18 protein-coding genes and 1 other RNA gene are annotated in these 19,059 nt (G+C 63.5%); 1 reads left to right on the plus strand and 18 read right to left on the minus strand.

The annotated features are described in order from the left end of the window. Window positions 1–192 precede the first annotated feature (192 nt). The 12 genes from murB to mraZ are packed head-to-tail and all read right to left on the minus strand — an operon-like array spanning window position 193 to window position 13,887. On the minus strand, window positions 193–1,158 hold the full coding sequence (gene murB, locus AC1DXN_RS18195) for a UDP-N-acetylmuramate dehydrogenase (protein ID WP_477274967.1): 966 nt from the start codon (window positions 1,156–1,158) through the stop codon (window positions 193–195). After that, a complete protein-coding gene (gene murC, locus AC1DXN_RS18200) occupies window positions 1,155–2,561 on the minus strand; it encodes a UDP-N-acetylmuramate--L-alanine ligase (protein WP_477274969.1) in 1,407 nt (468 codons plus the stop codon). The genes murB and murC overlap by 4 nt, the downstream gene beginning before the upstream one ends. After that, on the minus strand, window positions 2,558–3,685 hold the full coding sequence (murG, locus tag AC1DXN_RS18205) for an undecaprenyldiphospho-muramoylpentapeptide beta-N-acetylglucosaminyltransferase (protein WP_477274971.1): 1,128 nt from the start codon (window positions 3,683–3,685) through the stop codon (window positions 2,558–2,560). Before murG ends, murC begins: the two co-directional genes overlap by 4 nt. 1 nt (window position 3,686) lies before the next feature. Beyond that, window positions 3,687–4,838, minus strand: coding sequence for a putative lipid II flippase FtsW (ftsW, locus tag AC1DXN_RS18210; RefSeq protein WP_477244620.1), 1,152 nt, complete (start codon window positions 4,836–4,838; stop codon window positions 3,687–3,689). Further along, window positions 4,838–6,238, minus strand: a complete 1,401-nt coding sequence (murD, locus tag AC1DXN_RS18215; protein WP_477274973.1) for a UDP-N-acetylmuramoyl-L-alanine--D-glutamate ligase — start codon at window positions 6,236–6,238, stop codon at window positions 4,838–4,840. Before murD ends, ftsW begins: the two co-directional genes overlap by 1 nt. Before the next feature lie 8 nt (window positions 6,239–6,246). Continuing rightward, window positions 6,247–7,329 carry a phospho-N-acetylmuramoyl-pentapeptide-transferase gene (gene mraY, locus AC1DXN_RS18220; protein ID WP_477244616.1) on the minus strand — a complete coding sequence of 361 codons (1,083 nt, stop codon included), beginning with the start codon at window positions 7,327–7,329 and terminating at the stop codon, window positions 6,247–6,249. Window positions 7,330–7,355: 26 nt separating this feature from the next. After that, the gene (locus AC1DXN_RS18225; RefSeq protein ID WP_477274974.1) at window positions 7,356–8,789 is read right to left on the minus strand and encodes a UDP-N-acetylmuramoylalanyl-D-glutamyl-2,6-diaminopimelate--D-alanyl-D-alanine ligase; all 1,434 of its coding nucleotides are present in this window, start codon (window positions 8,787–8,789) and stop codon (window positions 7,356–7,358) included. Next, window positions 8,786–10,240 carry a UDP-N-acetylmuramoyl-L-alanyl-D-glutamate--2,6-diaminopimelate ligase gene (locus AC1DXN_RS18230; protein WP_477244612.1) on the minus strand — a complete coding sequence of 485 codons (1,455 nt, stop codon included), beginning with the start codon at window positions 10,238–10,240 and terminating at the stop codon, window positions 8,786–8,788. Before AC1DXN_RS18230 ends, AC1DXN_RS18225 begins: the two co-directional genes overlap by 4 nt. Before the next feature lie 54 nt (window positions 10,241–10,294). After that, window positions 10,295–12,022: a peptidoglycan D,D-transpeptidase FtsI family protein gene (locus tag AC1DXN_RS18235; RefSeq protein ID WP_477244611.1), complete on the minus strand. Its 1,728-nt coding sequence runs from the start codon at window positions 12,020–12,022 to the stop codon at window positions 10,295–10,297. Continuing rightward, entirely contained in the window at window positions 12,019–12,411 is a 393-nt protein-coding gene (gene ftsL, locus AC1DXN_RS18240) for a cell division protein FtsL (RefSeq protein WP_477244609.1), read from the minus strand. The genes AC1DXN_RS18235 and ftsL overlap by 4 nt, the downstream gene beginning before the upstream one ends. A gap of 4 nt (window positions 12,412–12,415) precedes the next feature. Further along, window positions 12,416–13,432, minus strand: coding sequence for a 16S rRNA (cytosine(1402)-N(4))-methyltransferase RsmH (gene rsmH, locus AC1DXN_RS18245; protein WP_477244607.1), 1,017 nt, complete (start codon window positions 13,430–13,432; stop codon window positions 12,416–12,418). Continuing rightward, complete coding sequence (gene mraZ / locus AC1DXN_RS18250) at window positions 13,429–13,887, minus strand: division/cell wall cluster transcriptional repressor MraZ (protein ID WP_477244605.1); 459 nt, start codon at window positions 13,885–13,887, stop codon at window positions 13,429–13,431. Before mraZ ends, rsmH begins: the two co-directional genes overlap by 4 nt. A gap of 409 nt (window positions 13,888–14,296) precedes the next feature. On the opposite strand from mraZ, the gene AC1DXN_RS18255 reads away from it, so the two are divergent. Beyond that, window positions 14,297–15,412, plus strand: coding sequence for a cystathionine gamma-lyase (locus AC1DXN_RS18255; protein ID WP_477274976.1), 1,116 nt, complete (start codon window positions 14,297–14,299; stop codon window positions 15,410–15,412). 9 nt (window positions 15,413–15,421) lie between these two features. On the opposite strand, the gene AC1DXN_RS18260 is transcribed toward AC1DXN_RS18255, so the two are convergent. The 6 genes from AC1DXN_RS18260 to AC1DXN_RS18285 form a co-directional block, all read right to left on the minus strand. Then, window positions 15,422–15,715 (minus strand): type II toxin-antitoxin system RelE/ParE family toxin, encoded by a 294-nt coding sequence (locus AC1DXN_RS18260; protein ID WP_477244601.1) that lies wholly within the window; start codon window positions 15,713–15,715, stop codon window positions 15,422–15,424. Then, window positions 15,712–15,996, minus strand: coding sequence for a type II toxin-antitoxin system ParD family antitoxin (locus AC1DXN_RS18265; protein ID WP_477245021.1), 285 nt, complete (start codon window positions 15,994–15,996; stop codon window positions 15,712–15,714). Before AC1DXN_RS18265 ends, AC1DXN_RS18260 begins: the two co-directional genes overlap by 4 nt. 177 nt (window positions 15,997–16,173) lie before the next feature. Next, window positions 16,174–16,571, minus strand: an RNA gene (rnpB, locus tag AC1DXN_RS18270) — RNase P RNA component class A. Window positions 16,572–16,651: 80 nt separating this feature from the next. Further along, entirely contained in the window at window positions 16,652–17,356 is a 705-nt protein-coding gene (locus tag AC1DXN_RS18275) for a lytic transglycosylase domain-containing protein (RefSeq protein ID WP_477274978.1), read from the minus strand. Between the two features lie 190 nt (window positions 17,357–17,546). Then, the gene (locus AC1DXN_RS18280; RefSeq protein WP_477274980.1) at window positions 17,547–18,314 is read right to left on the minus strand and encodes an N-acetylmuramoyl-L-alanine amidase; all 768 of its coding nucleotides are present in this window, start codon (window positions 18,312–18,314) and stop codon (window positions 17,547–17,549) included. After that, window positions 18,311–19,030: a TerB family tellurite resistance protein gene (locus AC1DXN_RS18285; protein ID WP_477244598.1), complete on the minus strand. Its 720-nt coding sequence runs from the start codon at window positions 19,028–19,030 to the stop codon at window positions 18,311–18,313. Before AC1DXN_RS18285 ends, AC1DXN_RS18280 begins: the two co-directional genes overlap by 4 nt. Between the last annotated feature and the right edge of the window lie 29 nt (window positions 19,031–19,059).

Raw genomic sequence — 19,059 nt, forward strand, 5'->3', positions numbered from 1 at the left:
TCAGGAAACGCTTGAGGGCAGAGAATCAGAGAGTTGATTCGCTGGCAAGTGCTTACGATTCCGAGAGATTCACTTTCCGTGAAAACGACCGCGAAAAGCGCGTTGTTGAGTCTTCGCTGCAACGGTCGCGCGGGTATTTCAGGCGGTTTGAAGTTAAAGCATTACGCGAACTTCAGCTTGCGCTAATGCGGCCTAGAGCAACTGTCCGAGAAACTCCTGGACCTCATGGCCAGGCCGGAAGTTGCCGATGCGCTTGATCTCCCACTGCAGCCGGATGCCGGATTTTTCGAGCACCCGGGCGCGCACCGTCTCCCCCAGATATTCGAGGTCGTAGCCGGTCGCGGTTCCAGTGTTGATCATGAAGTTGCAATGCATCGGCGACATCTGCGCGCCGCCGATCATCAGCCCGCGGCAGCCGGCCTTGTCGATCTCTTTCCAGGCCGACGTGCCGTCCGGATTCTTGAAGGTCGAGCCGCCGGTCTTCTCGCGGATCGGCTGCACGGTTTCGCGGTGGTTCTGCACGGCATCCATCGCCGCCTTGATCGCCGCCTTGTCTTCCAGGGCCCCTTCGAACACGGCTGACGTGAAGATCAGCCCGGACGGCGCGGAGGAGTGACGGTAGGCGTAGCCCATGTCGGCATTGCTCAGCGTATGAAAACTGCCCTTGCGGTCGAGCGCCCGCACCTCGACGACCCGCTCGCGCGTCTCGACGCCATTGGCGCCGGCGTTCATCCGCAGCGCGCCGCCGATGGCGCCGGGAATGCCATGATAGAAATGAAAGCCGCCAATGCCCGCCTCATAGGCAAGTGCGGCCACGCGCTTGTCGGGCGTGGCGGCGCCAGCCCTGATCGTGGTCGGTCCGATAATCTCGGCTTCGCCAAAGCCCTTGGCCGAAAGCCGGATGACAAAACCCGGAATGCCACCGTCGCGCACCAGAAGGTTCGAGCCGACGCCGACGACGGTCAGCGGAATGTCCTCGGGAACGGCCTTCAGGAACGCGGCGAGGTCGTCCTCGTCGGCTGGCTGGAAAAGAGCCTCGGCAAGTCCGCCGGCGCGGAACCAGGTGATCTTGTCCATCTCGGCATTGGGCGTGATGCGGCCGCGCAGGCCGGCAAGCCGATCGCCAAGTCCGTCGATCAAGGCCTGGCCGCGCATCATGAGACGGTTCCGCCAAGGTCCTTGGGCAGCGCATAGGCCCATTGGGTGATGTTGCCGGCGCCGAGGAAGACGACGAAATCGCCGGGCTTGGCCAGCTCGCGGATGACCGGCGCAATGGCCGCCGGACCTTCGATGTAGCGCGCGTCGCGGTGGCCGCCGGAGCGGATGCGCGACACCAGCGCCTCGGAGGTCACCCCGTCGATCGGCTCTTCGCCGGCCGCATAGACCGGCGCCACCATCACCGTGTCGGCATCATTGAAGCAGACGGAAAACTCGTCGAACAGATCATGCAGCCGGGTGAAGCGGTGCGGCTGGGCAATGGCGATGACGCGGCCGTCCGTGGCGCTGCGCGCCGCCTTCAGCACCGCCGTGATCTCGACCGGATGATGACCATAATCGTCGAACACCTCGACGCCGTTCCACGAACCTGTGTGCGTAAAGCGCCGCTTGACGCCGGCAAAGGACGACAGGCCCTTCTTGATCGCCTCCGGCGAAAGGCCAAGCTCATGCGCGACCGCGATCGCCGCAGTCGCGTTGGAGACATTGTGACGGCCGGGCATCGGCAGGCGCAGGCCGGCGATCGTAATCTGGCCACGGCCCTTGCGATCGCGGATCACCACGTCGAATTCCGAGATGGCACCCGCCATGCGGTGGTTGGTGAAGCGCACATCGGCCTGCGCGTTCTCGCCATAGGTGATGACGCGGCGATCCTCGATGCGGCTGACCAGCGCCTGTACCTCCGGATGATCGGTGCACATCACGCCGAAGCCGTAGAACGGCACGTTCTCAACGAACTGACGAAACGCCTCTCGCACCTTGTCGAAACTGCCATAGTGATCGAGATGCTCGGGGTCGATGTTGGTGACGACCGCAATCTCGGCCGGCAGCTTCAGGAAAGTGCCGTCGCTCTCATCGGCCTCGACCACCATCCATTCGCCGTCGCCCATGCGGGCATTGGTGCCGTAGGCATTGATGATGCCGCCATTGATCACCGTCGGGTCGAGCCCGCCGGCTTCCAGCAGCGTCGCCACCATTGAGGTCGTCGTCGTCTTGCCATGCGTGCCGCCGATGGCGACAGCCTGACGGAAGCGCATCAATTCGGCCAGCATTTCGGCGCGGCGCACAATCGGCAGCAGCTTTTCACGCGCTGCCTTCAGTTCCGGATTGGATTTCTTGATCGCGGTCGACACGACCACTACTTCGGCTTCACCGATGTTCTCGGCCTTGTGGCCGACGAAGCACTCGATGCCCTTGTCGCGCAGCCGCTGCACATTGGCGCTGTCGGCCTGGTCGGAACCTTGCACCTTGTAGCCGAGATTGTGCAGCACCTCGGCGATGCCGCTCATGCCGATGCCGCCAATGCCGATGAAATGCACAAGGCCGATCGTCTGCGGCATCTTCATGCGTGCGTCCCTTTCCTGAATTCCGAAACGGTTTTCCTGGACGCAATAGCCTCTGTCAGATCGGCGAGCAACCGCGCCGCGTCCGGTTTTCCAGCCGATCTGGCCGCCGCCGCCATGGCAGTCAGCCGGCCCGGATCCTGCATCAACCCGCCGATCAAGGCAGCGATGCGCTCGGGCGACAACGTCGACTGCGGGTGCACTTCGGCCCCGCCTGCCGCGGCAAGGGCGGCGGCATTGGCCGCCTGGTCATGATCGAGCGCGTGCGGATAGGGCACCAGCAGCGCCGGCCGGCCAATGACGGCGATTTCAGACACGGTGGACGCACCGGAGCGCGACATCACCAGCTGTGCTGCCGCCATCCGCGCCGCCATATCGGTGAAGAACGGCGACACTTGCACGTCGACACCGAGCGCCGCATAGGCCGTCTTCACCCGCGCCACATCGTCGGCGCGGGCTTGTTGGGTAATCACCAGCCGCTTGCGCAGCGCTTCCGGCAGCAGCGCAATAGCCGCGGGAACTGCGTCGGAAAAGAACTGCGCGCCCTGGCTGCCGCCGAACACCAGCAGCCGGAACGGCTCTTCTCCGGCCGATGCCGCGTAGGGCATCTTTGCCGCTTCCATGACTTGCGGCCGGACCGGATTGCCCGTCGTCACCGTCTTGGCGCCTGCTGCACTTGCATCTTCCGGCAGGAAGCCGCCGGCGATCGCATCGACACGACCCGCCAGTGCCCGGTTGGCCCGGCCCATCACCGCGTTCTGCTCGTGGATCAGCGTCGGCACTTTGCGCCTTGTCGCCGCATAGAGCGGCGGCAGCGTCGGATAGCCGCCGAAACCGACAACGGCGTCGGGCTTGATCCTGCCGATGATGGCTGAGGCCTGCCGCACCCCGCGCCAGATCTTCCAGAAGGCGGCAAGCACCGCCACCGGGTTCTTCGACCCCATGGTCGCCGACTGGATCGGATGGACGGCTGCCGCCGGGAAATGGCCGGCAAAGCGCTCGGCGCGGTCATCGGTGGCCAGATGTACCTTCCAGCCGCGCTCGTTCAGCTCGTGTGCCAGCGCCTCGGCCGGGAAGAGATGCCCGCCCGTGCCGCCAGCCGCCAGAAGGATCACACCCCTCGACATCTCACTCCGCCGGCATGGCGCGTTGCGACAGGGCAAAGCCCATCTGCTTGCGCTTTTCCGGCCGCCTGCGCGTCAGCGCCAGCACCATGCCCATCGAGATGGCGATGGCGATCTGCGACGAGCCGCCATAGGAGATGAACGGCAGCGTCATGCCCTTGGCCGGCATCAGCTGCAGATTGACGGCCATGTTGATGACCGACTGCAGGCCAAAGACGGTGACCAGGCCGCCAACGGCATAGCGGGTGAAATCGTCCTGTTCCTTCAGTGCGGTGCTCAGGCCGCGCAGCACGATGAAGGCGAAGATCGACATGATGAAGAAGCACATGATCAGTCCGAATTCTTCGCCGGCGACCGAAAACACGAAGTCGGCGTGGCTGTCCGGGATGACCCGCTTGACGGTGCCCTCGCCCGGTCCGACGCCGAACCAGCCGCCATTGATCAGCGCTTCGCGGCCCATGTCGACCTGGAAAGTGTCGCCTTCGCCGGTGACGAACTTGTCGATGCGGGCAGCGACGTGCGGAAACACCGAATAGGCGGCGAAGACGCCGCCGAGGCCGGCGGCGCCCAGCGCTATGATCCACATCCATGGCAGACCGGCCATGAAGAACATGACGCCCCAGGTGCCGAGCACCAGCATGGTCTGGCCGAGATCGGGCTGCGCCACCAAGAGCGAGATGACCAGGGCCAACAGCAGCATGGCAAACAGGTTGCCCGGAATATCGGGCTGGCGCTTGTGTTCGGCAAACAGCCAGGCGCACATGATGACGAAGGCAGGTTTCAGGAATTCGGAGGGCTGGATCGACAGACCTGCCAACGACACCCAGCGCCGCGCGCCTTTCACCTCGACGCCGACATAGAGAACCACCACCATCAGCACGAGCATGATGCACAGCATGACCAGCGCCATGCGCCGGATCTGCCGGGATTCGAGGAAGGAGACGGCGAGCATCACGCCGAGTGCCGGCACGGTGAAGATGATCTGCCTGGTGGCGAAGTGGAAGCTGTCGAGGCCGATGCGTTCGGCCACCGCCGGGCTCGCCGCGAAGGACAGCACGATGCCGAGCCCCATCAGCGACAGGAACGCCGCCAGGAACCAGCGATCGATCGTCCACCACCAGGTCGCTACCGGACTTTTGTCGAGACGGCTTTGCATTATCGTGCCCCTCCGATGGGTTTCACGCCCTCGATAGCATTCGCAGCTTGCCTGAAGGCTTCGCCGCGCACTTCGAAATTCTTGAACTGGTCGAAACTGGCGCAGGCGGGCGACAGCAGCACCACCACCTCGCCGCTGTCGTCATTTGCCGCATCACGCGCCGCGTGCTCGACCGCGGCGGCAAGCGTGCCCGATATTTCATAGGGCACCGCTTCGCCTAGCGTCGCCGAGAAAGCAGGCGCCGCCTCGCCGATCAGATAGGCCCTGGCGATGCGCGGGAAGAAGCCGCGCAGTGGCTCGATGCCGCCCTCCTTGGGCAGGCCGCCGGCGATCCAGTAGATGCGCGGAAAGCTCGACAGGGCCGGTGCCGCCGCATCGGCATTGGTCGCCTTGGAATCGTTGATGAACAGCACATGGTCCTTGCGGCCGACCTGCTCCATCCGATGCGCCAGTCCGGGAAAGCTCTCCAGCCCGGCCTGAATCTCGCCGAGGTCCAGCCCGACCTTGAGACAGGCGGCGACAGCGGCCAGCGCGTTCTGAGCATTGTGCTGGCCGCGCAGCGAACCGATGCCTTCGAGAAAGGCAACCCGGCTGTAGCGGCCGTGCACCGCTTCCATCAGATTGCTGCCATCGGCGAAGTAACCGTCGGTCAGCGGCAGCCGCTTGGAAATGCGGATCTCCTCTCTGCCCGCCCGCTCAAGCCGGTCGGCGATCTGCGCGCACCAGGAATCGTCGATGCCGACGATGGCCGTCTCGCTGCCGGCCACCAGCCGCTCCTTGATCGAGGCATAGTGCTGCATGGTGCCGTGCCGGTCGAGATGGTCGGGCGTCAGGTTGAGCAGGATGCCGGCCGTCGGGTTGATCGAAGGCGCCAGATCGATCTGATAGGAGGAGCACTCCACCACATAGTGCCGATCAGGCTGCGGCGGATCGAGCGTCATGATGGCGCGGCCGATATTGCCGCCCATCTGCGTGTCGCGCCCGGCCGATTTGAGAATATGCGAGGTCAGCGCCGTCGTCGTCGACTTGCCGTTGGTGCCGGTGATGGCAATGAAGGGTGCTGTCGGCGCGCGGGCAATCCGTTCGCGGCAGAACAGCTCGATGTCGCCGATCACCTCGACGCCGGCGCCACGCGCCAACTCGACCGTCCAGTGCGGCTTCGGATGCGTCAGCGGCACGCCCGGCGAAAGCACGAAGGCCGAGAACCCCGCCCAGTCGGCGCCGCGCAGGTCGGCGGTAACGATGCCGAGCGCCGCCGCCTTGCCGACGCTGTCGGGATTGTCGTCCCAGGCAAGAACATCCGCCCCACCCTCGATCAGCGCGCGCGCGGTGGCGATCCCCGAGCCGCCAAGCCCGAAGAGCGAAACACGCTTGCCTCCAAAGGATGCGGCGGGGATCAAGCGGGCTCCTATCTCAGCTTGAGGGTCGACAGGCCGACCAGTGCCAGGATCACGGCGATGATCCAGAAGCGGATCACCACCTGGCTTTCGGTCCAGCCGAGCTTTTCGAAATGATGGTGGATCGGCGCCATCAGGAACACGCGCTTGCCCGTCATCTTGAAGTAGCCGACCTGGATGATGACCGACAGGATTTCCACGACAAACAATCCGCCGACGATGACCAGAACGATCTCGTGCTTGGTCGCCACCGCGACCGTGCCGATCAGCCCGCCCATCGCCAGCGAACCGGTGTCGCCCATGAAGATCGCGGCAGGCGGTGCATTGAACCACAGGAAGCCGAGGCCGGCGCCGATCACCGCGCCAAGCACGACCGCCAGTTCGCCGGTGCCGGGGACGAAATGGATCTGCAGATATTCGGCGAACACCGCATTGCCGGAGAGGTAGGCGATGACGCCGAAGGATGCCGCGGCAATCATGATCGGCACGATCGCCAGCCCGTCGAGACCATCGGTCAGGTTCACCGCATTGCCGGCGCCAACGATGACGAAGCACGAGAACGGAACGAAGAACCAGCCGAGATTGACGATGAATTCCTTGGCGAAGGGAAAGGTCAGCGACGACGAGAACGGCGCCTGGCCGTTGTGCATGATCACCCAGGCGGCAATGCCGGCGATGACGAATTCAAGCGCCAGCCGCGCCTTGCCGGAAAAGCCGAGATGCGACTGCTTCGTCACCTTGAGATAGTCGTCGTAGAAACCGATCGAGCCGAAACCCAACGTCACCAGCAGCACCACCCAGACATAGATGCTGGAAAGGTTCGCCCACAACAGCGACGAGCCGACGATGCCGCACAGGATCATCAGCCCGCCCATGGTCGGCGTACCGGCCTTCTTGAAGTGGGTTTGCGGCCCGTCGGCACGGATCGGCTGGCCCTTGCCTTGCCGCAGCCTGAGCGAATTGATGATGGTCGGTCCAAAAATGAAGACGATCAGCGCAGAGGTGATGAGCGCCCCGCCGGTGCGGAAGGTGATGTAGCGGAAGACGTTGAAGACAGAGACCTTGTCCGCAAAATCAACGAGCAATGTAAACATGCTATTCCGTCCCCCGGACCCGACCCCTAGGTCTGTTTGCTGGTTGTGGCTTCCGCCGGAAATTTGCCGAGCAGCGCGTCGACCAGCTTTGAAAAACCGATGCCCTTCGACGATTTGATCATGACCACGTCGCCAGCTTTCAATGCCGACAGCAGCACCGGTTTCAGATCTTCGGCCCCGGCGCGATACTCGGTCTTGATGTCGTTAGGCAAGATGTCGGCCAGCGCCTGCATTTCCGGGCCGCCGAGAAAGACCGTCCGCGTCTCGGTGCCGACGATCAGGTCGGCAAGCGCTGCATGCAGCTTTGCTGAGTGGTCGCCGAGTTCCAGCATATCGCCGAGCACGGCGATGCGGCGGCCTTCGCCCGACACCGGCGTCGCATTGAGCAGCGCCATCGCCGCATCCATCGACGCCGGATTGGCATTGTAGCTCTCGTCGATCAGCGTGATCGGCCCCTTGGGGTGGCGCAGCACATGGCGCTTGCCACGGCCGCGTTCCGCCGACAGATCGGCGAGCGCCAAGGCCACCTTGGCAAGGTCGGCGCCAACCAGATGCGCCGCACCCAGCACCGCCAGCACATTCTGCACCATGTGGCGGCCGGGCGCGCCGATGCTGGCGGCAACCTCGTGGCCATCGATCCTGGCAATGATGTCGGAATGATCGGCATGCAGCACGCATTTGACCAGCTTAAAGGTCGAGCGGGCGTTTTCGCCAAAGCCGAAGACGTGCTCGACACCGGCAGCGCGCGCCATCTTGTCGAGCAATTTCGAGCGCGGATCGTCGCGGTTGAGCACGGCCGCGCCATCGGGCTCGAGCCCCTCGAAAATCTCCGCCTTGGCCTTGGCGATCTCGTCCAGATTCTTGAAGAAGCCGAGATGGGCTGCCGCGATCAGCGTGACGATGGCGACATGCGGCCGGACCATCTTGACCAGCGGCCGGATTTCGCCCGGATGATTCATGCCAATCTCGAACACGGCATAGTCGCAATCGTCAGGCATCCGCGCCAGTGTCAGCGGCACGCCCCAGTGGTTGTTGAACGACTGTGCTGACGCATGGACTTTGCCAACGGCGGACAGCACATGGCGCAGCGCTTCCTTGGTGGTCGTCTTGCCGGCGGAGCCTGTCACGGCGATGATTTTGGCGTTCGAACGCGCGCGCGCCGCGACGCCGAGCTTTTCCAGTGCCGCCAGCACATCCTCCACGACGATCATCGGCGCCGTCAGCCGGCCGAGCGACGGCAACTTGCCTTCGGCCACGACCAGCACGCCGGCGCCGGCCTTGATTGCCGAGGTCGCGAAATCATGGCCATCCATCGCCTCGCCCTTGATGGCGAAGAAGGCATCGCCCGGCTGCAGGCTGCGGCTGTCGATCGAAATGCCCGAAATGCCTTCCGGCATCGGGCCGAGCGGCCGTCCATCCATGGCGGCGACCAGCGCATCGGCGGTCCACAGGAAACTCATGCGGCACGCTCCCGCAGCGCCGCGCGCACTTCCTCATGATCGGAGAAATGAAACGTCTCGGCGCCTATGGTCTGGCCTTCCTCGTGGCCCTTGCCGGCCACGATCAGCGTGTCGCCGGCGTGGAGCATGGCCACCGCTTCGTGGATCGCCTTGCGCCGGTCGCCGATCTCGACGGCGCCGGGCGCGGCAGCGAGGATCGCAGCGCGGATCGTTTCCGGCACTTCCGAGCGCGGATTGTCGTCGGTGACGATGACGACATCGGCAAGCCGGGTGGCGATCTCGCCCATGATCGGCCTTTTGCCGCGGTCGCGGTCGCCACCGCAGCCGAACACGACGATGACGCGGCCGGTGGTGAACGGTCGCACCGAGGCGAGCACATTTTCCAGCGCATCCGGCTTGTGCGCGTAGTCGACGTAGACCGGCGCGCCATTGGCCGTGGTGCCGACAAGGTCGAGCCGACCCGGAGCACCCTTCAGTTTTTCCAATGCCATCAAGGCCTTGGCGGCAGGTGTTCCAGTCGAAATGGCGAGACCAGCCGAAACCAGCGCATTGGAGATCTGGAAATCGCCGGCCAGCGGCAGGTCGACCTCGTACAAAATGCCATCGGCTTCGACCTCGGCACGCTGGCGGTGGCGCTCGTGCTCGACCCGCTTCAGCCGCAGGAAATCGCCGTGCCGGCCGACCGTCAGCACGGTCAGGCCCGCCGCGCGTGCCGCACGCACCGTCGGCTCCGACCACGGGTCGTCGGCGAAGATCACGGCCGGCGCCCCTTTGGGCAGCAGCGTATCGAACAGCCGCAGTTTGGCGCGATGATAGTCCTCGACCGTCGGATGATAGTCCATGTGGTCACGGCCGAGATTGGTGAACCCGCCGGCGGCGAGCTTCACCCCGTCGAGGCGGCGCTGGTCGAGACCATGGCTGGAGGCTTCCATCGAGGCGTGGGTGACGCCGGCATCGGCCAATTCGCTCAGCAACTGGTGTAAGGCTATCGGGTCGGGCGTGGTCAGCGAGCCATACTCGTTGCGGCCCGGCGCCACCACGCCGGTGGTGCCGATCGAAGCCGCGGCAAAGCCGGCCTGCTCCCATATCTGCCTGGTGAAGGCGGCRACCGAGGTCTTGCCGCTGGTRCCGGTCACCGCGACCATGGTTTGCGGTTGCCGACCAAAGAAGCGGGCAGCGCTCAATGCCAGTGCAAGGCGTGGATCATCGACCGAAAGAACCGGAACCGGCAGGCCGGCAACGGCACTGCCCGTGCCCGCCACAATGGCCACAGCACCCCGTCTGGCGGCATCGGCCGCGTAGGCCACCCCATCCGCCTTGGTTCCCGCGAGCGCGAAAAAGACCACGCCCGGTCTTGCCTGGCGCGAATCCGACGTAATCCCGGTAACCTCCATGTCGGGGGAAGCTGTTCCCTCGATAGGCAGGATACCGGCTAGATCTTTCAGCTGCATCGAGTTCCGTTCATTGCAACAAAATAGCGCGCAGTTGCCGGCGCGCCCCAAGAATCACTGATAGGACACCAGCGTTGCACCATTTTCATGACTGAAATCTGGCTTCACGCCAAGCATCGAAGCCGAACGGCGGATGATGTTCGCAACAATTGGTGCTGCATTCGAGCCGGCGGTGGCGCCCATGCCGGGTTTTTCCGGCTTCGGCTCGTCGATAATCGACAAAACGATATATTGCGGATCGTCCATCGGGAAGGAAGCGACAAAGGCGTTGAAACGCACCGTCGACGAGTAGCGGCCGTTGATGACCTTCTCGGCCGTACCGGTCTTGCCGCCGACGCGATAGCCCGGAACCCTGGCGTTCTTGCCCGAACCCTTCTCGGCGTTGAGCGAGTAGAGATAGCGCATGCCTTCAACGGTCTTTTCGTTGACCACTTTCTTGGCCACCGTCATCGCCTGCTCTTGCGTGCGCGGCAGGAATGTCGGCTCGATCAGATAGCCGCCATTCATCAGCGCGGCGCAACCGACCGCCGTCTGCAGCGGCGTCGTCGACACGCCGTGACCAAAGGCGATGGTGATCGAGTTGACCTTCTTCCACACCTTGGGTTCGGTGGGGCGGGCGACTTCCGGCAGTTCGGTCTGCATCTTCTCGAGGATGCCCATGCGATGCAGGAATTCGCGGTGGCCCTCGATGCCCACCACGTCGGCTTCCCGGGCCGAGCCGATGTTGGAGGAATAGATGAACACCTCCGGCACACTCAGCACCCGGTTCTTGCCGTGGAAGTCATGAATGGTCTGGTGGCCGATCTGGATCGGGTGCGAGGCATCGAACCGGCTTTCCATCGTCACCTTGCCGGAATCGAGCGCCATGGCAGTGGTGAAGCTCTTGAAGGTCGAGCCCATTTCGTAGAGGCCGGCCGACATGCGGTTCAGCCGGTCCTTGTCCTGCGCATTGTAGGGATTGTTGGGGTCGAAATCCGGCACCGAGGCCATCGCCACCACTTCGCCGGTCTTGACGTTCAGCACCACGGCGCCGGCAGCGATGGCATGATATTTCTCCATGCCGTTGGCGATCTCGTCGCGCACGATGTGCTGAACACGCAGGTCTACCGAAAGCTGCACCGGCTTCAAATCCTTGGCTATCGCCAGGCCCGACGCCTGAAGGTCGCTCAGGCCCTGCTCGTCAATGTACTTCTCCATGCCGGAGATGCCCTGATTGTCGATGTTGGTGAGGCCGACAATGTAGGACGAGGTTTCGCCGGCCGGATAGAACCGGCGCTTTTCGGTGCGGAAGCCAAAGCCGGGAATGCCGAGCTGCATGATGTCGGCCTGCTGCTTGGGCGTCAGCTGCCGCTGCAGCCAGACGAAGCCGGCGCCGCTCTTGAGCTTGTGATAGGTCTGCTCGTAATCGATCTCGGGAAGCACCGTCGACAGCTTTTCGATCGCCTCGTCGGCATCGACGATGCGGCGCGGCTCGGCAAACAGCGACGCCGTCTTGATGTCCGTCGCCAGCACTTCGCCGTTGCGGTCGACGATGTCGGGCCGCGACGCCGTCACCCGGCTCTGCGGACCGCCGGACATGTCGGGGTTCTGGAAGCCGAGATAGACCAGCCGCCCGGCGATGGTCGAATAGATGCCGAAGAACACTGCCATCGTCATCACGATGCGGGTCTTGGCCTTGCCGCCAGTCGCCTTGCGGGCGCCGTCGACGACGATCGAGCCGTCTTCGCCTGATTTTGCGCGACGCTTCAGCAATCTGCCCATCGTTGGCAATTTGACGATCATTGGACGATGCCTCCGGTCACCACCGGGTCCTTGCCCAAAGGCCCCTTGCCGGAATTGTCGGCCATGCCGCCCAGCCGCTGGGACGACAGGTCCTCGATGTTGACCGGTTTTGCCGGCAGATCGTCGAGCCCGACGATCTGGCGTGCATTGACCGGCTCGAGCGCGAGCTGCGATTTGTAGAGTTCAGCGAGTTTCTGCAGGCGCGACGGCTGGGTGAGGAGGCTCCAATCGGCCTTCAAGAGGTCGATCGTATCCTCCTCGTAGCGGATCTGCGCCTCGATCTTCTGCACCGACGCCAATTGTTCCTCGGCCTCGCGCTTGGTCTTGTAGGTCAGGGCCGCGGCCGAAACCATGACGGCGATAAGGACTATGTCGCTGGTACGAAACACGTGCTCACCTCTCTCTCGGCCGATCGATGCCGGGAAGCTTTGGAAGGCCGAAAATCGAAAAATCACCGGCGCGCGCCGGCGCCTCGGTGCGGATCGCAGCGCGCAGTCTTGCCGAGCGCGCCCGCGGATTGGCTGCTGTCTCGGTGTCGCCAGGCGTCACGCCGCCGCCGGCCTTGCCGAAGGTCGCCAGGCGCGTATGCGCTTCGGGCATGTGCCGCGAGCCGGTCGCGGCATCGGCGCGGTCGGCAATGAAGCGCTTGACGATGCGATCTTCCAGTGAATGGAACGTCACCACGACAAGCCGCCCGCCCGGCTTCAGCACGCGCTCGGCCGCAAACAGGGCCTTGGCCAATTCGCCGAGTTCATCATTGACGAAAATGCGCAACGCCTGGAAGACGCGGGTTGCCGGATGGATCTTGTCCTTGGGCGCACGGCCAATATGCGTTTCGATGGCGTCGGCGAGGTCGAGCGTGCGCTCGAACGGATGTTTTTCGCGGCGGCTCTCGATCATGCGGGCGATGCGGCCGGCATGGCGCTCTTCGCCGAGGAAGCCGAAGATGCGGGCAAGGTCGCCCATCTTGAAGGAGTTGACGACATCGGCCGCACTGAGGCCCGCCTGCGCCATGCGCATGTCGAGCGGCCCGTCGGTGCGGAATGAAAAGCCGCGCTCCGCCTGGTCGATCTGCATCGAGGAGACGCCGATGTCGAGCACCACGCCGTCGGCGCTTTCGACCTGCTCGTCCAGCGTCGAGAACGGCGCCTGGACAAGCTTGAGCCTGCCGCCCGACTGCTGTTCGAGGGCGCGTCCTGCCGCAATGGCATCCGGATCGCGATCGATGGCGACGACCGAAGCGCCGGTTGCGAGGATCGCCCTGGTGTAGCCGCCGGCGCCGAACGTGCCGTCGACGATCAAATCGCCGGTTTTTGGCGCGAGCGCCTCCAGCACTTCGGCAAGGAGGACCGGAATGTGACGGGTCGGTCCGCCAACGGCGCTGATATCATCGCCGTGACCCGCCATCATTCCGGCCGCTCCCCAGGCTTCGTCCCCTGCCGAAGCTGCAAAAGCCGCGCGCGTGCCTGCGCCCCATAGGCGGCAAGCTGTTTCGGTTCCCAGATCTGAAAGAAATTGCCGCGGCCGACAAAGGCCACTTCCGCCGAAATGCCGGTGTGCTCGCGGATGAAATCGCTCATCGTGATGCGGCCGTCCTGGTCGAGCTTCAGGAACGTTCCGTCGCCATGGCAGAAGAACGACATGTCGTCCGCCGTCTGCAAAAAAGGGTCTTCCAGCGCGATGCGCTGCTCGTAGCGGTCGAGCAGGTCGAGACCGCCGACATCCATCGCCGGAACATCCAGACAGCGCAGCGCATAGAGCTCCGAATAGCCGCGTTTCTGCACGACCGCGCGGAAATGCGCCGGAACGGAGACCCGCCCCTTCGCATCGATCCTGTTCACCGCGCTTGACAGAAACCGGTCCATTACGCGTTACAGCCGCTTCCGCCGCCGCACCCCTTTCCATCTTGTCGTCCGCGCCGCCGCTGCGCGTCCCCTGCCGAACATTCGCTTCATTCCCAAAGGCGAAACCCCGCAAACGGACAGCCGCCGCGGCTGCCCGATTGGCGTACGCTTCACCCTGACGCGGAACGAAGGCTTTGGTATCGAAATGGGATATCATGGGGCACTATGGGCGTCAACGGGAACAGGCTTCACAAACGCACGCGCCACAACCGGTGAGAGCAGCTTTGACGGCACTCCCTTCTTTATCGTCCATTAAGCCTAACGAAGGGTTTAGAGCCGTCTGGCCCAACCGGAGGCGGCTTGCCGCAAGCCGTAGCCTGACGCTAGGGTCGGCCGCATTTCTCGACCAAGAAACAAGGTTTGAAAATCGATGTCCGAAACCGCCAGGTCACGCGCTGCGGCCCTTCCTCATCTGCGTCGCGACAGACTGGCAAAGGGCGACCCGATTCCGCTGCCCTTGACGATGGCCGCGATTTTTCACGCTCCCGGTGACGCCACCGGCTTTGATCAGTATGGCCGCTTCTCGAACCCGACCTGGGATGCGGTCGAGCACATGCTGGCGCATCTGGAAGATGCGCCATGCGTCGCCTTCCCCTCGGGGATGGCTGCGATCTCGGCGGTGTTTTTTGGGCTGCTCAAGGCCGGCGACCGCATCCTTCTGCCTTCGGATGGTTATCACACCACCAGGGCGCTGGCGGAGCGCTTCCTTAAATCGTTCGGTGTCAGCTACGACGTCAGGCCGACATCGAACTTCCTGGACGGTGGTTTCGATGGCTATCGCCTCGCCTTCGTCGAAACCCCCGCCAATCCCGGCCTGGACATCTGCGACATCGCGGCTGTCACCGAGGCCGCTCATAGCGCAGGCGCGCTGCTCGTTGTCGACAACACGACGATGACGCCGTTCGGCCAGCGCCCGCTCGATCTCGGCGCCGATATCGTCATTGCCGCCGACACCAAGGCGCCCAACGGCCATTCCGACGTGCTGTTCGGCCATGTCGCCAGCCGCAATGCCGATATCATCGCTGCCGTGACCGACTGGCGGGAGACTTCCGGCGCCATTCCCGGACCGTTCGAAGCGTGGCTGGTGCATCGCGGCCTCGAAACGCTCGATGTGCGTTTCGACCGCATGTGTTCTTCCGCCGAAGTGATTGCGCGGCGGCTGAAAGACCACCGCGCGGTCAGCGGCCTGCGCTACCCCGGCCTCGAAGGCGATCCTTCGCACAACCTTGCCCGTGCCCAGATGGAACGCTTCGGCTTTCTCATCTCCTTCGTGCTGGCTTCGGAGGACAAGGCTGAGGATTTCATCAACAATTGCGCGCTGATGCAGGCCGCCACATCCTTCGGCGGCGTCCACACCTCGGCCGAACGGCGATCGAAAAGAGGCGACGCCGTTGCGCCCGGCTTCGTGCGCCTGTCGGTCGGCTGCGAGCCGGTGAAGGAACTGTGGCAGGCAATCGAGGCATCGCTCGACAAGCTCGGCGTCTGAGTGGAGCCGTCACGAATTCAGGTCGTCAGCCTCGATCTTGCGCCGGCCATGCAGGACGCGCAGGATTTCAATGGCGCCGTCAGCGATGCGGTAGAACGTAAGATATTCCCCCAGGACCAGGTGGCGGATACCTGGAGCAATGTCTTCGCGCGGCGCACCGGAGAACGGATGCAAAGCCAACAAGCGCCATCGCGCTTCAAAAGCATCCACCAGGCGAACCGCAGCAAATGGATTGTCGGCCGCGACATAGTCGCCAATAGCTTCAAGGTCGACTTCCGCCTGAGGAAGCAGGCGGTATTTCACTCATGGAAGCCTTTAGCCTCGGCCATTCTTAGATATTTCGCGCGCAACCGCTCCATGATTGGTTGCCCGTCCAGCGCCGGCCCGCTGTCGATTCCCTCCTGCACCAGCTTGCGCAATTCTTCCAGCGTGTAGCCATGCAGGTCGCGCCGGTCCTTCCATTGCCGCAAAGCGTCGCGGATCACTTCGCTTGCCGAGGCATATTCCCCCGCAGCCACCACATCGTCGACCGCCGCCGCCAGTTCCGGCGACAGCGTGATGCTGCGCTTGTCGACATGGCCCATGACGGCCCTCCTGATGCTATCTATTCGAGCAAGGTACGATTTAATCGCACCAATTTCAACAAAAGCTGCCACCTCTGTCCCAAGTTGATTCAGTTTCTGAAGCGGCTGAATCAACAGTCGCGCCCGAAGACGCAACCTGCTGATATCAGCCGATTTCACTGCAATATCGTGGAAAGAATTGCCAGCTGGCCTGTAAGCCGGGTTCTGTATGGCCCTCGCCCCTTGCGGTGCGAGAACGTGGCGGCCATTCATCTTGGGCGCATGTTGCCATGCGCCTCACGCAACCTACCCGAACGGTGAGCCGGAAACAGCCCTCGAGAGTTTCCCCTCGCACCGTCCCTATTCGGTCTTGCTCCCGGTGGGGTTTACCGTGCCGCTCCTGTTGCCAGTCGCGCGGTGGGCTCTTACCCCACCCTTTCACCCTTGCCCCGATAACTCGTGGCGGTTTGCTTTCTGTGGCACTTTCCCTGGGGTCGCCCCCGCCGGCCATTAACCGGCACCGTGTCTCCATGGAGCCCGGACTTTCCTCACCCGCAGCCTTTCGACTTCGCGGGTGCGGCCGCCCGGCCAGCTGGCAAGGCGTATAAAGAGGTTCAGGCTCGAAAACGCAAACGAAAAAGCCGGCGATCAGCGCCGGCTCTCGTTTGCCGGGCGATCAGAGCGCGGCCATCTGCACCTTGACCTTGCCGCAATAGGCGGCCGACACCGGGTTCATCCGCTTGGCGGCATGGCCGGCATTGTATTTCAGGATGGTGCCGCAGGTCGTGCCGCCACCAAGATCCTGCGCCATGGCGAGGTACTTCATGCCGTATTTGATGTTGGTGTCCGGATCGAACAGGCCCTTGACCGAGCCGTTGTACCCCATCATCCGCGCCGTCGCCGGCTTGATCTGCATCAGGCCGATCTCGCCGGCGCTGCCGACCAGATTCGGCCGATAATTGCTTTCGACGGTGATGACCGCCTTGGCGAGCGACACCGGCACGCCGTAGCTGGCGGCATAGCGGGCGACGATCGCCGAGTATTGCCCACCGCCGGCCATCTGCGAAATCGATATCGACATCGCTGCGTTCTGCGGGCCGATCGACGCCGTTGTCATCCGATCGACCGCCTTCCGGTTGCGTTTGGTATGCCGCTTGGAGCCCGACTTCTTGGTCTTTACGGCAGCTGCCTTCTCCACTTTTGCGGTGGCGGTTCTCTTCACCTTTTCACCATGGCCCGCTTTCGGCGTGACGGTTTTGCCGGATGCTACAATGAAACCCTGGTCTGCCCTCTGGCTCAATGGCGCGCCATTGGCAGCACCGATGGCAAAAGTCATTACGCCGGCAGCAACAGCTGCCGTTAAAACGGTCAATTTCTGCATGTGGTCCTGTTCTGTCTGAACCGCGCGAAGATCTTCACGCAGCAACGCCTAATCAATATCGAAACATCCGGGGGGGGGGGATAGATGTCCGATAACTTGCACAAGCTGCCTTTGACGGTCGAATTGGCGTCAAACAAGGCGGGGCAAGTCACTTTGAGTGACAGGTTGTAATTTAACGGTCTGGAACAGACTATGTGGACAAAATTGTCCTTGCGGAAGCCAGCAGCCTTTCCAGCGTGCGGATTGTCGAGCCGTCGGCCACACCATCGACCAAGCGCGGTCGGAAATGGCGTTGAAAAGCCTCGACGACGATTTCGGTCTGCCGGTCGAAAGCGCCTGTTATCTCCACGCCATAGCCGTAGAGCGCCAGCATCGATTGCAACGCTTCGACCTCGGCGCCCGCATCGCCGGCCGTCAGCACGGCCCCGCGCCTGATCGGCGCCGCCTTGACCATATGGCCGACACCAGCGGCGAAGAGGACCTGCCACGGGAATTTCTCGCCCGGATCGATCTTGCGGCCCGGCGCAACGTCGGAATGGGCCAGTACCCGTTGGGCCGGGATGGCATGGCGCCGGATGATCCCCTTGCACAGGCCGATCACCGCTTTGACTTGCCTCCGGGGAAAACCGGGATAGCCAAGCGTATGCCCTGGATTGACGATCTCGATGCCGACCGAACAGGAGTTGATGTCGGCGCGTCCGAACCACGAACCCTTGCCGGCATGCCAGGCACGATCGCTCTCGCGCACCATCTGCACGATGCGGCCATCCTCGTGGACGAGATAGTGCGAGGAGACCTCGCTGGCCGGATCGCACAGCCATGCTTCGGCGCCAGCGCCTGTCGCCATGCCGGTGTAGTGCAGCACGATCATGTCGGGCCTGAGCGTCTCGCGCCGCGGGCCGAAATTCGGCGATACCCTTACCTCGGCGCTCGGCTCGTCGGGCAGGAAGCCGCTCATGCGTGCCTGAGGCCCCGCTCGATCATCTCATAGGCCGTGTTGATCGCCGCCAGCCTGGTCGTGGCGATCTTGATGAACTCCTGCGGCAGGCCGCGCGCGATCAACCGGTCCGGATGATTGTCGGAAACCAGCTTGCGATAGCGCTTCCTGACTTCCTCGAACGTCTTTCCCCGCTCGATGCCGAGCACCACATAGGGATCGGCGGCGCCAAGATTGACGTGCCGCGCCAGGATGCTTTCGTAATGCGCCTCGTCGATTTTGAAAATCTCCGCGATCCGGTGCAGGAACAGGCCTTCGTGCTCGTGGATCAGGCCGTCGGCCTTGGCGATGTGGAACAACCCGTCGAGTATGTCCTCCAGCATCATGCAGTTCGCATGGCCCGAGCCACACAGCTGCGCCATGCGCTCGGCATAGGTCTCGAACCCGGCGACATCGCGCTTGGCCAGATCGTAGAGCCGCGCCACGTTGCGCGTCTGCTCTCTCGGCACCTCGAATATTTCCTGGAAGGCGCGCACCTCGTCCTGGGTGACGATGCCATCGGCCTTGGCCATCTTGGCCGACAGCGCAATCATCGCCACCGAGAAGGCAACGCGCCGGCGCAGATCCGCATCGCCGGAGAAAACCGTGCGCACGGCTTCGACCACTTCGGCGACGCCCGAAGTGGCTGAAGAGGAAACGCGGGTGATGAACTCGCCGAGGCGATCCCAAATCGACATGAAGGCTTATTAGGGCCGCCGGCCACCGC

Source organism: Mesorhizobium sp. P2_H9, from assembly GCF_056403215.1.

What these genes read in the sequence shown, in the direction of transcription:
- AC1DXN_RS18265 (WP_477245021.1), bottom strand. Translation starts at nt 15,996, where the DNA reads ATGGGCCATGTCGACAAGCGCAGCATCACGCTGTCGCCGGAACTGGCG.
- mraY (WP_477244616.1), bottom strand. Translation starts at nt 7,329, where the DNA reads ATGTTTACATTGCTCGTTGATTTTGCGGACAAGGTCTCTGTCTTCAAC.
- AC1DXN_RS18280 (WP_477274980.1), bottom strand. Translation starts at nt 18,314, where the DNA reads ATGAGCGGCTTCCTGCCCGACGAGCCGAGCGCCGAGGTAAGGGTATCG.
- AC1DXN_RS18225 (WP_477274974.1), bottom strand. Translation starts at nt 8,789, where the DNA reads ATGAGTTTCCTGTGGACCGCCGATGCGCTGGTCGCCGCCATGGATGGA.
- AC1DXN_RS18285 (WP_477244598.1), bottom strand. Translation starts at nt 19,030, where the DNA reads ATGTCGATTTGGGATCGCCTCGGCGAGTTCATCACCCGCGTTTCCTCT.
- AC1DXN_RS18275 (WP_477274978.1), bottom strand. Translation starts at nt 17,356, where the DNA reads ATGCAGAAATTGACCGTTTTAACGGCAGCTGTTGCTGCCGGCGTAATG.
- AC1DXN_RS18255 (WP_477274976.1), top strand. Translation starts at nt 14,297, where the DNA reads ATGTCCGAAACCGCCAGGTCACGCGCTGCGGCCCTTCCTCATCTGCGT.
- mraZ (WP_477244605.1), bottom strand. Translation starts at nt 13,887, where the DNA reads ATGGACCGGTTTCTGTCAAGCGCGGTGAACAGGATCGATGCGAAGGGG.
- murG (WP_477274971.1), bottom strand. Translation starts at nt 3,685, where the DNA reads ATGTCGAGGGGTGTGATCCTTCTGGCGGCTGGCGGCACGGGCGGGCAT.
- ftsW (WP_477244620.1), bottom strand. Translation starts at nt 4,838, where the DNA reads ATGCAAAGCCGTCTCGACAAAAGTCCGGTAGCGACCTGGTGGTGGACG.
- rsmH (WP_477244607.1), bottom strand. Translation starts at nt 13,432, where the DNA reads ATGATGGCGGGTCACGGCGATGATATCAGCGCCGTTGGCGGACCGACC.
- murC (WP_477274969.1), bottom strand. Translation starts at nt 2,561, where the DNA reads ATGAAGATGCCGCAGACGATCGGCCTTGTGCATTTCATCGGCATTGGC.
- AC1DXN_RS18235 (WP_477244611.1), bottom strand. Translation starts at nt 12,022, where the DNA reads ATGATCGTCAAATTGCCAACGATGGGCAGATTGCTGAAGCGTCGCGCA.
- murB (WP_477274967.1), bottom strand. Translation starts at nt 1,158, where the DNA reads ATGATGCGCGGCCAGGCCTTGATCGACGGACTTGGCGATCGGCTTGCC.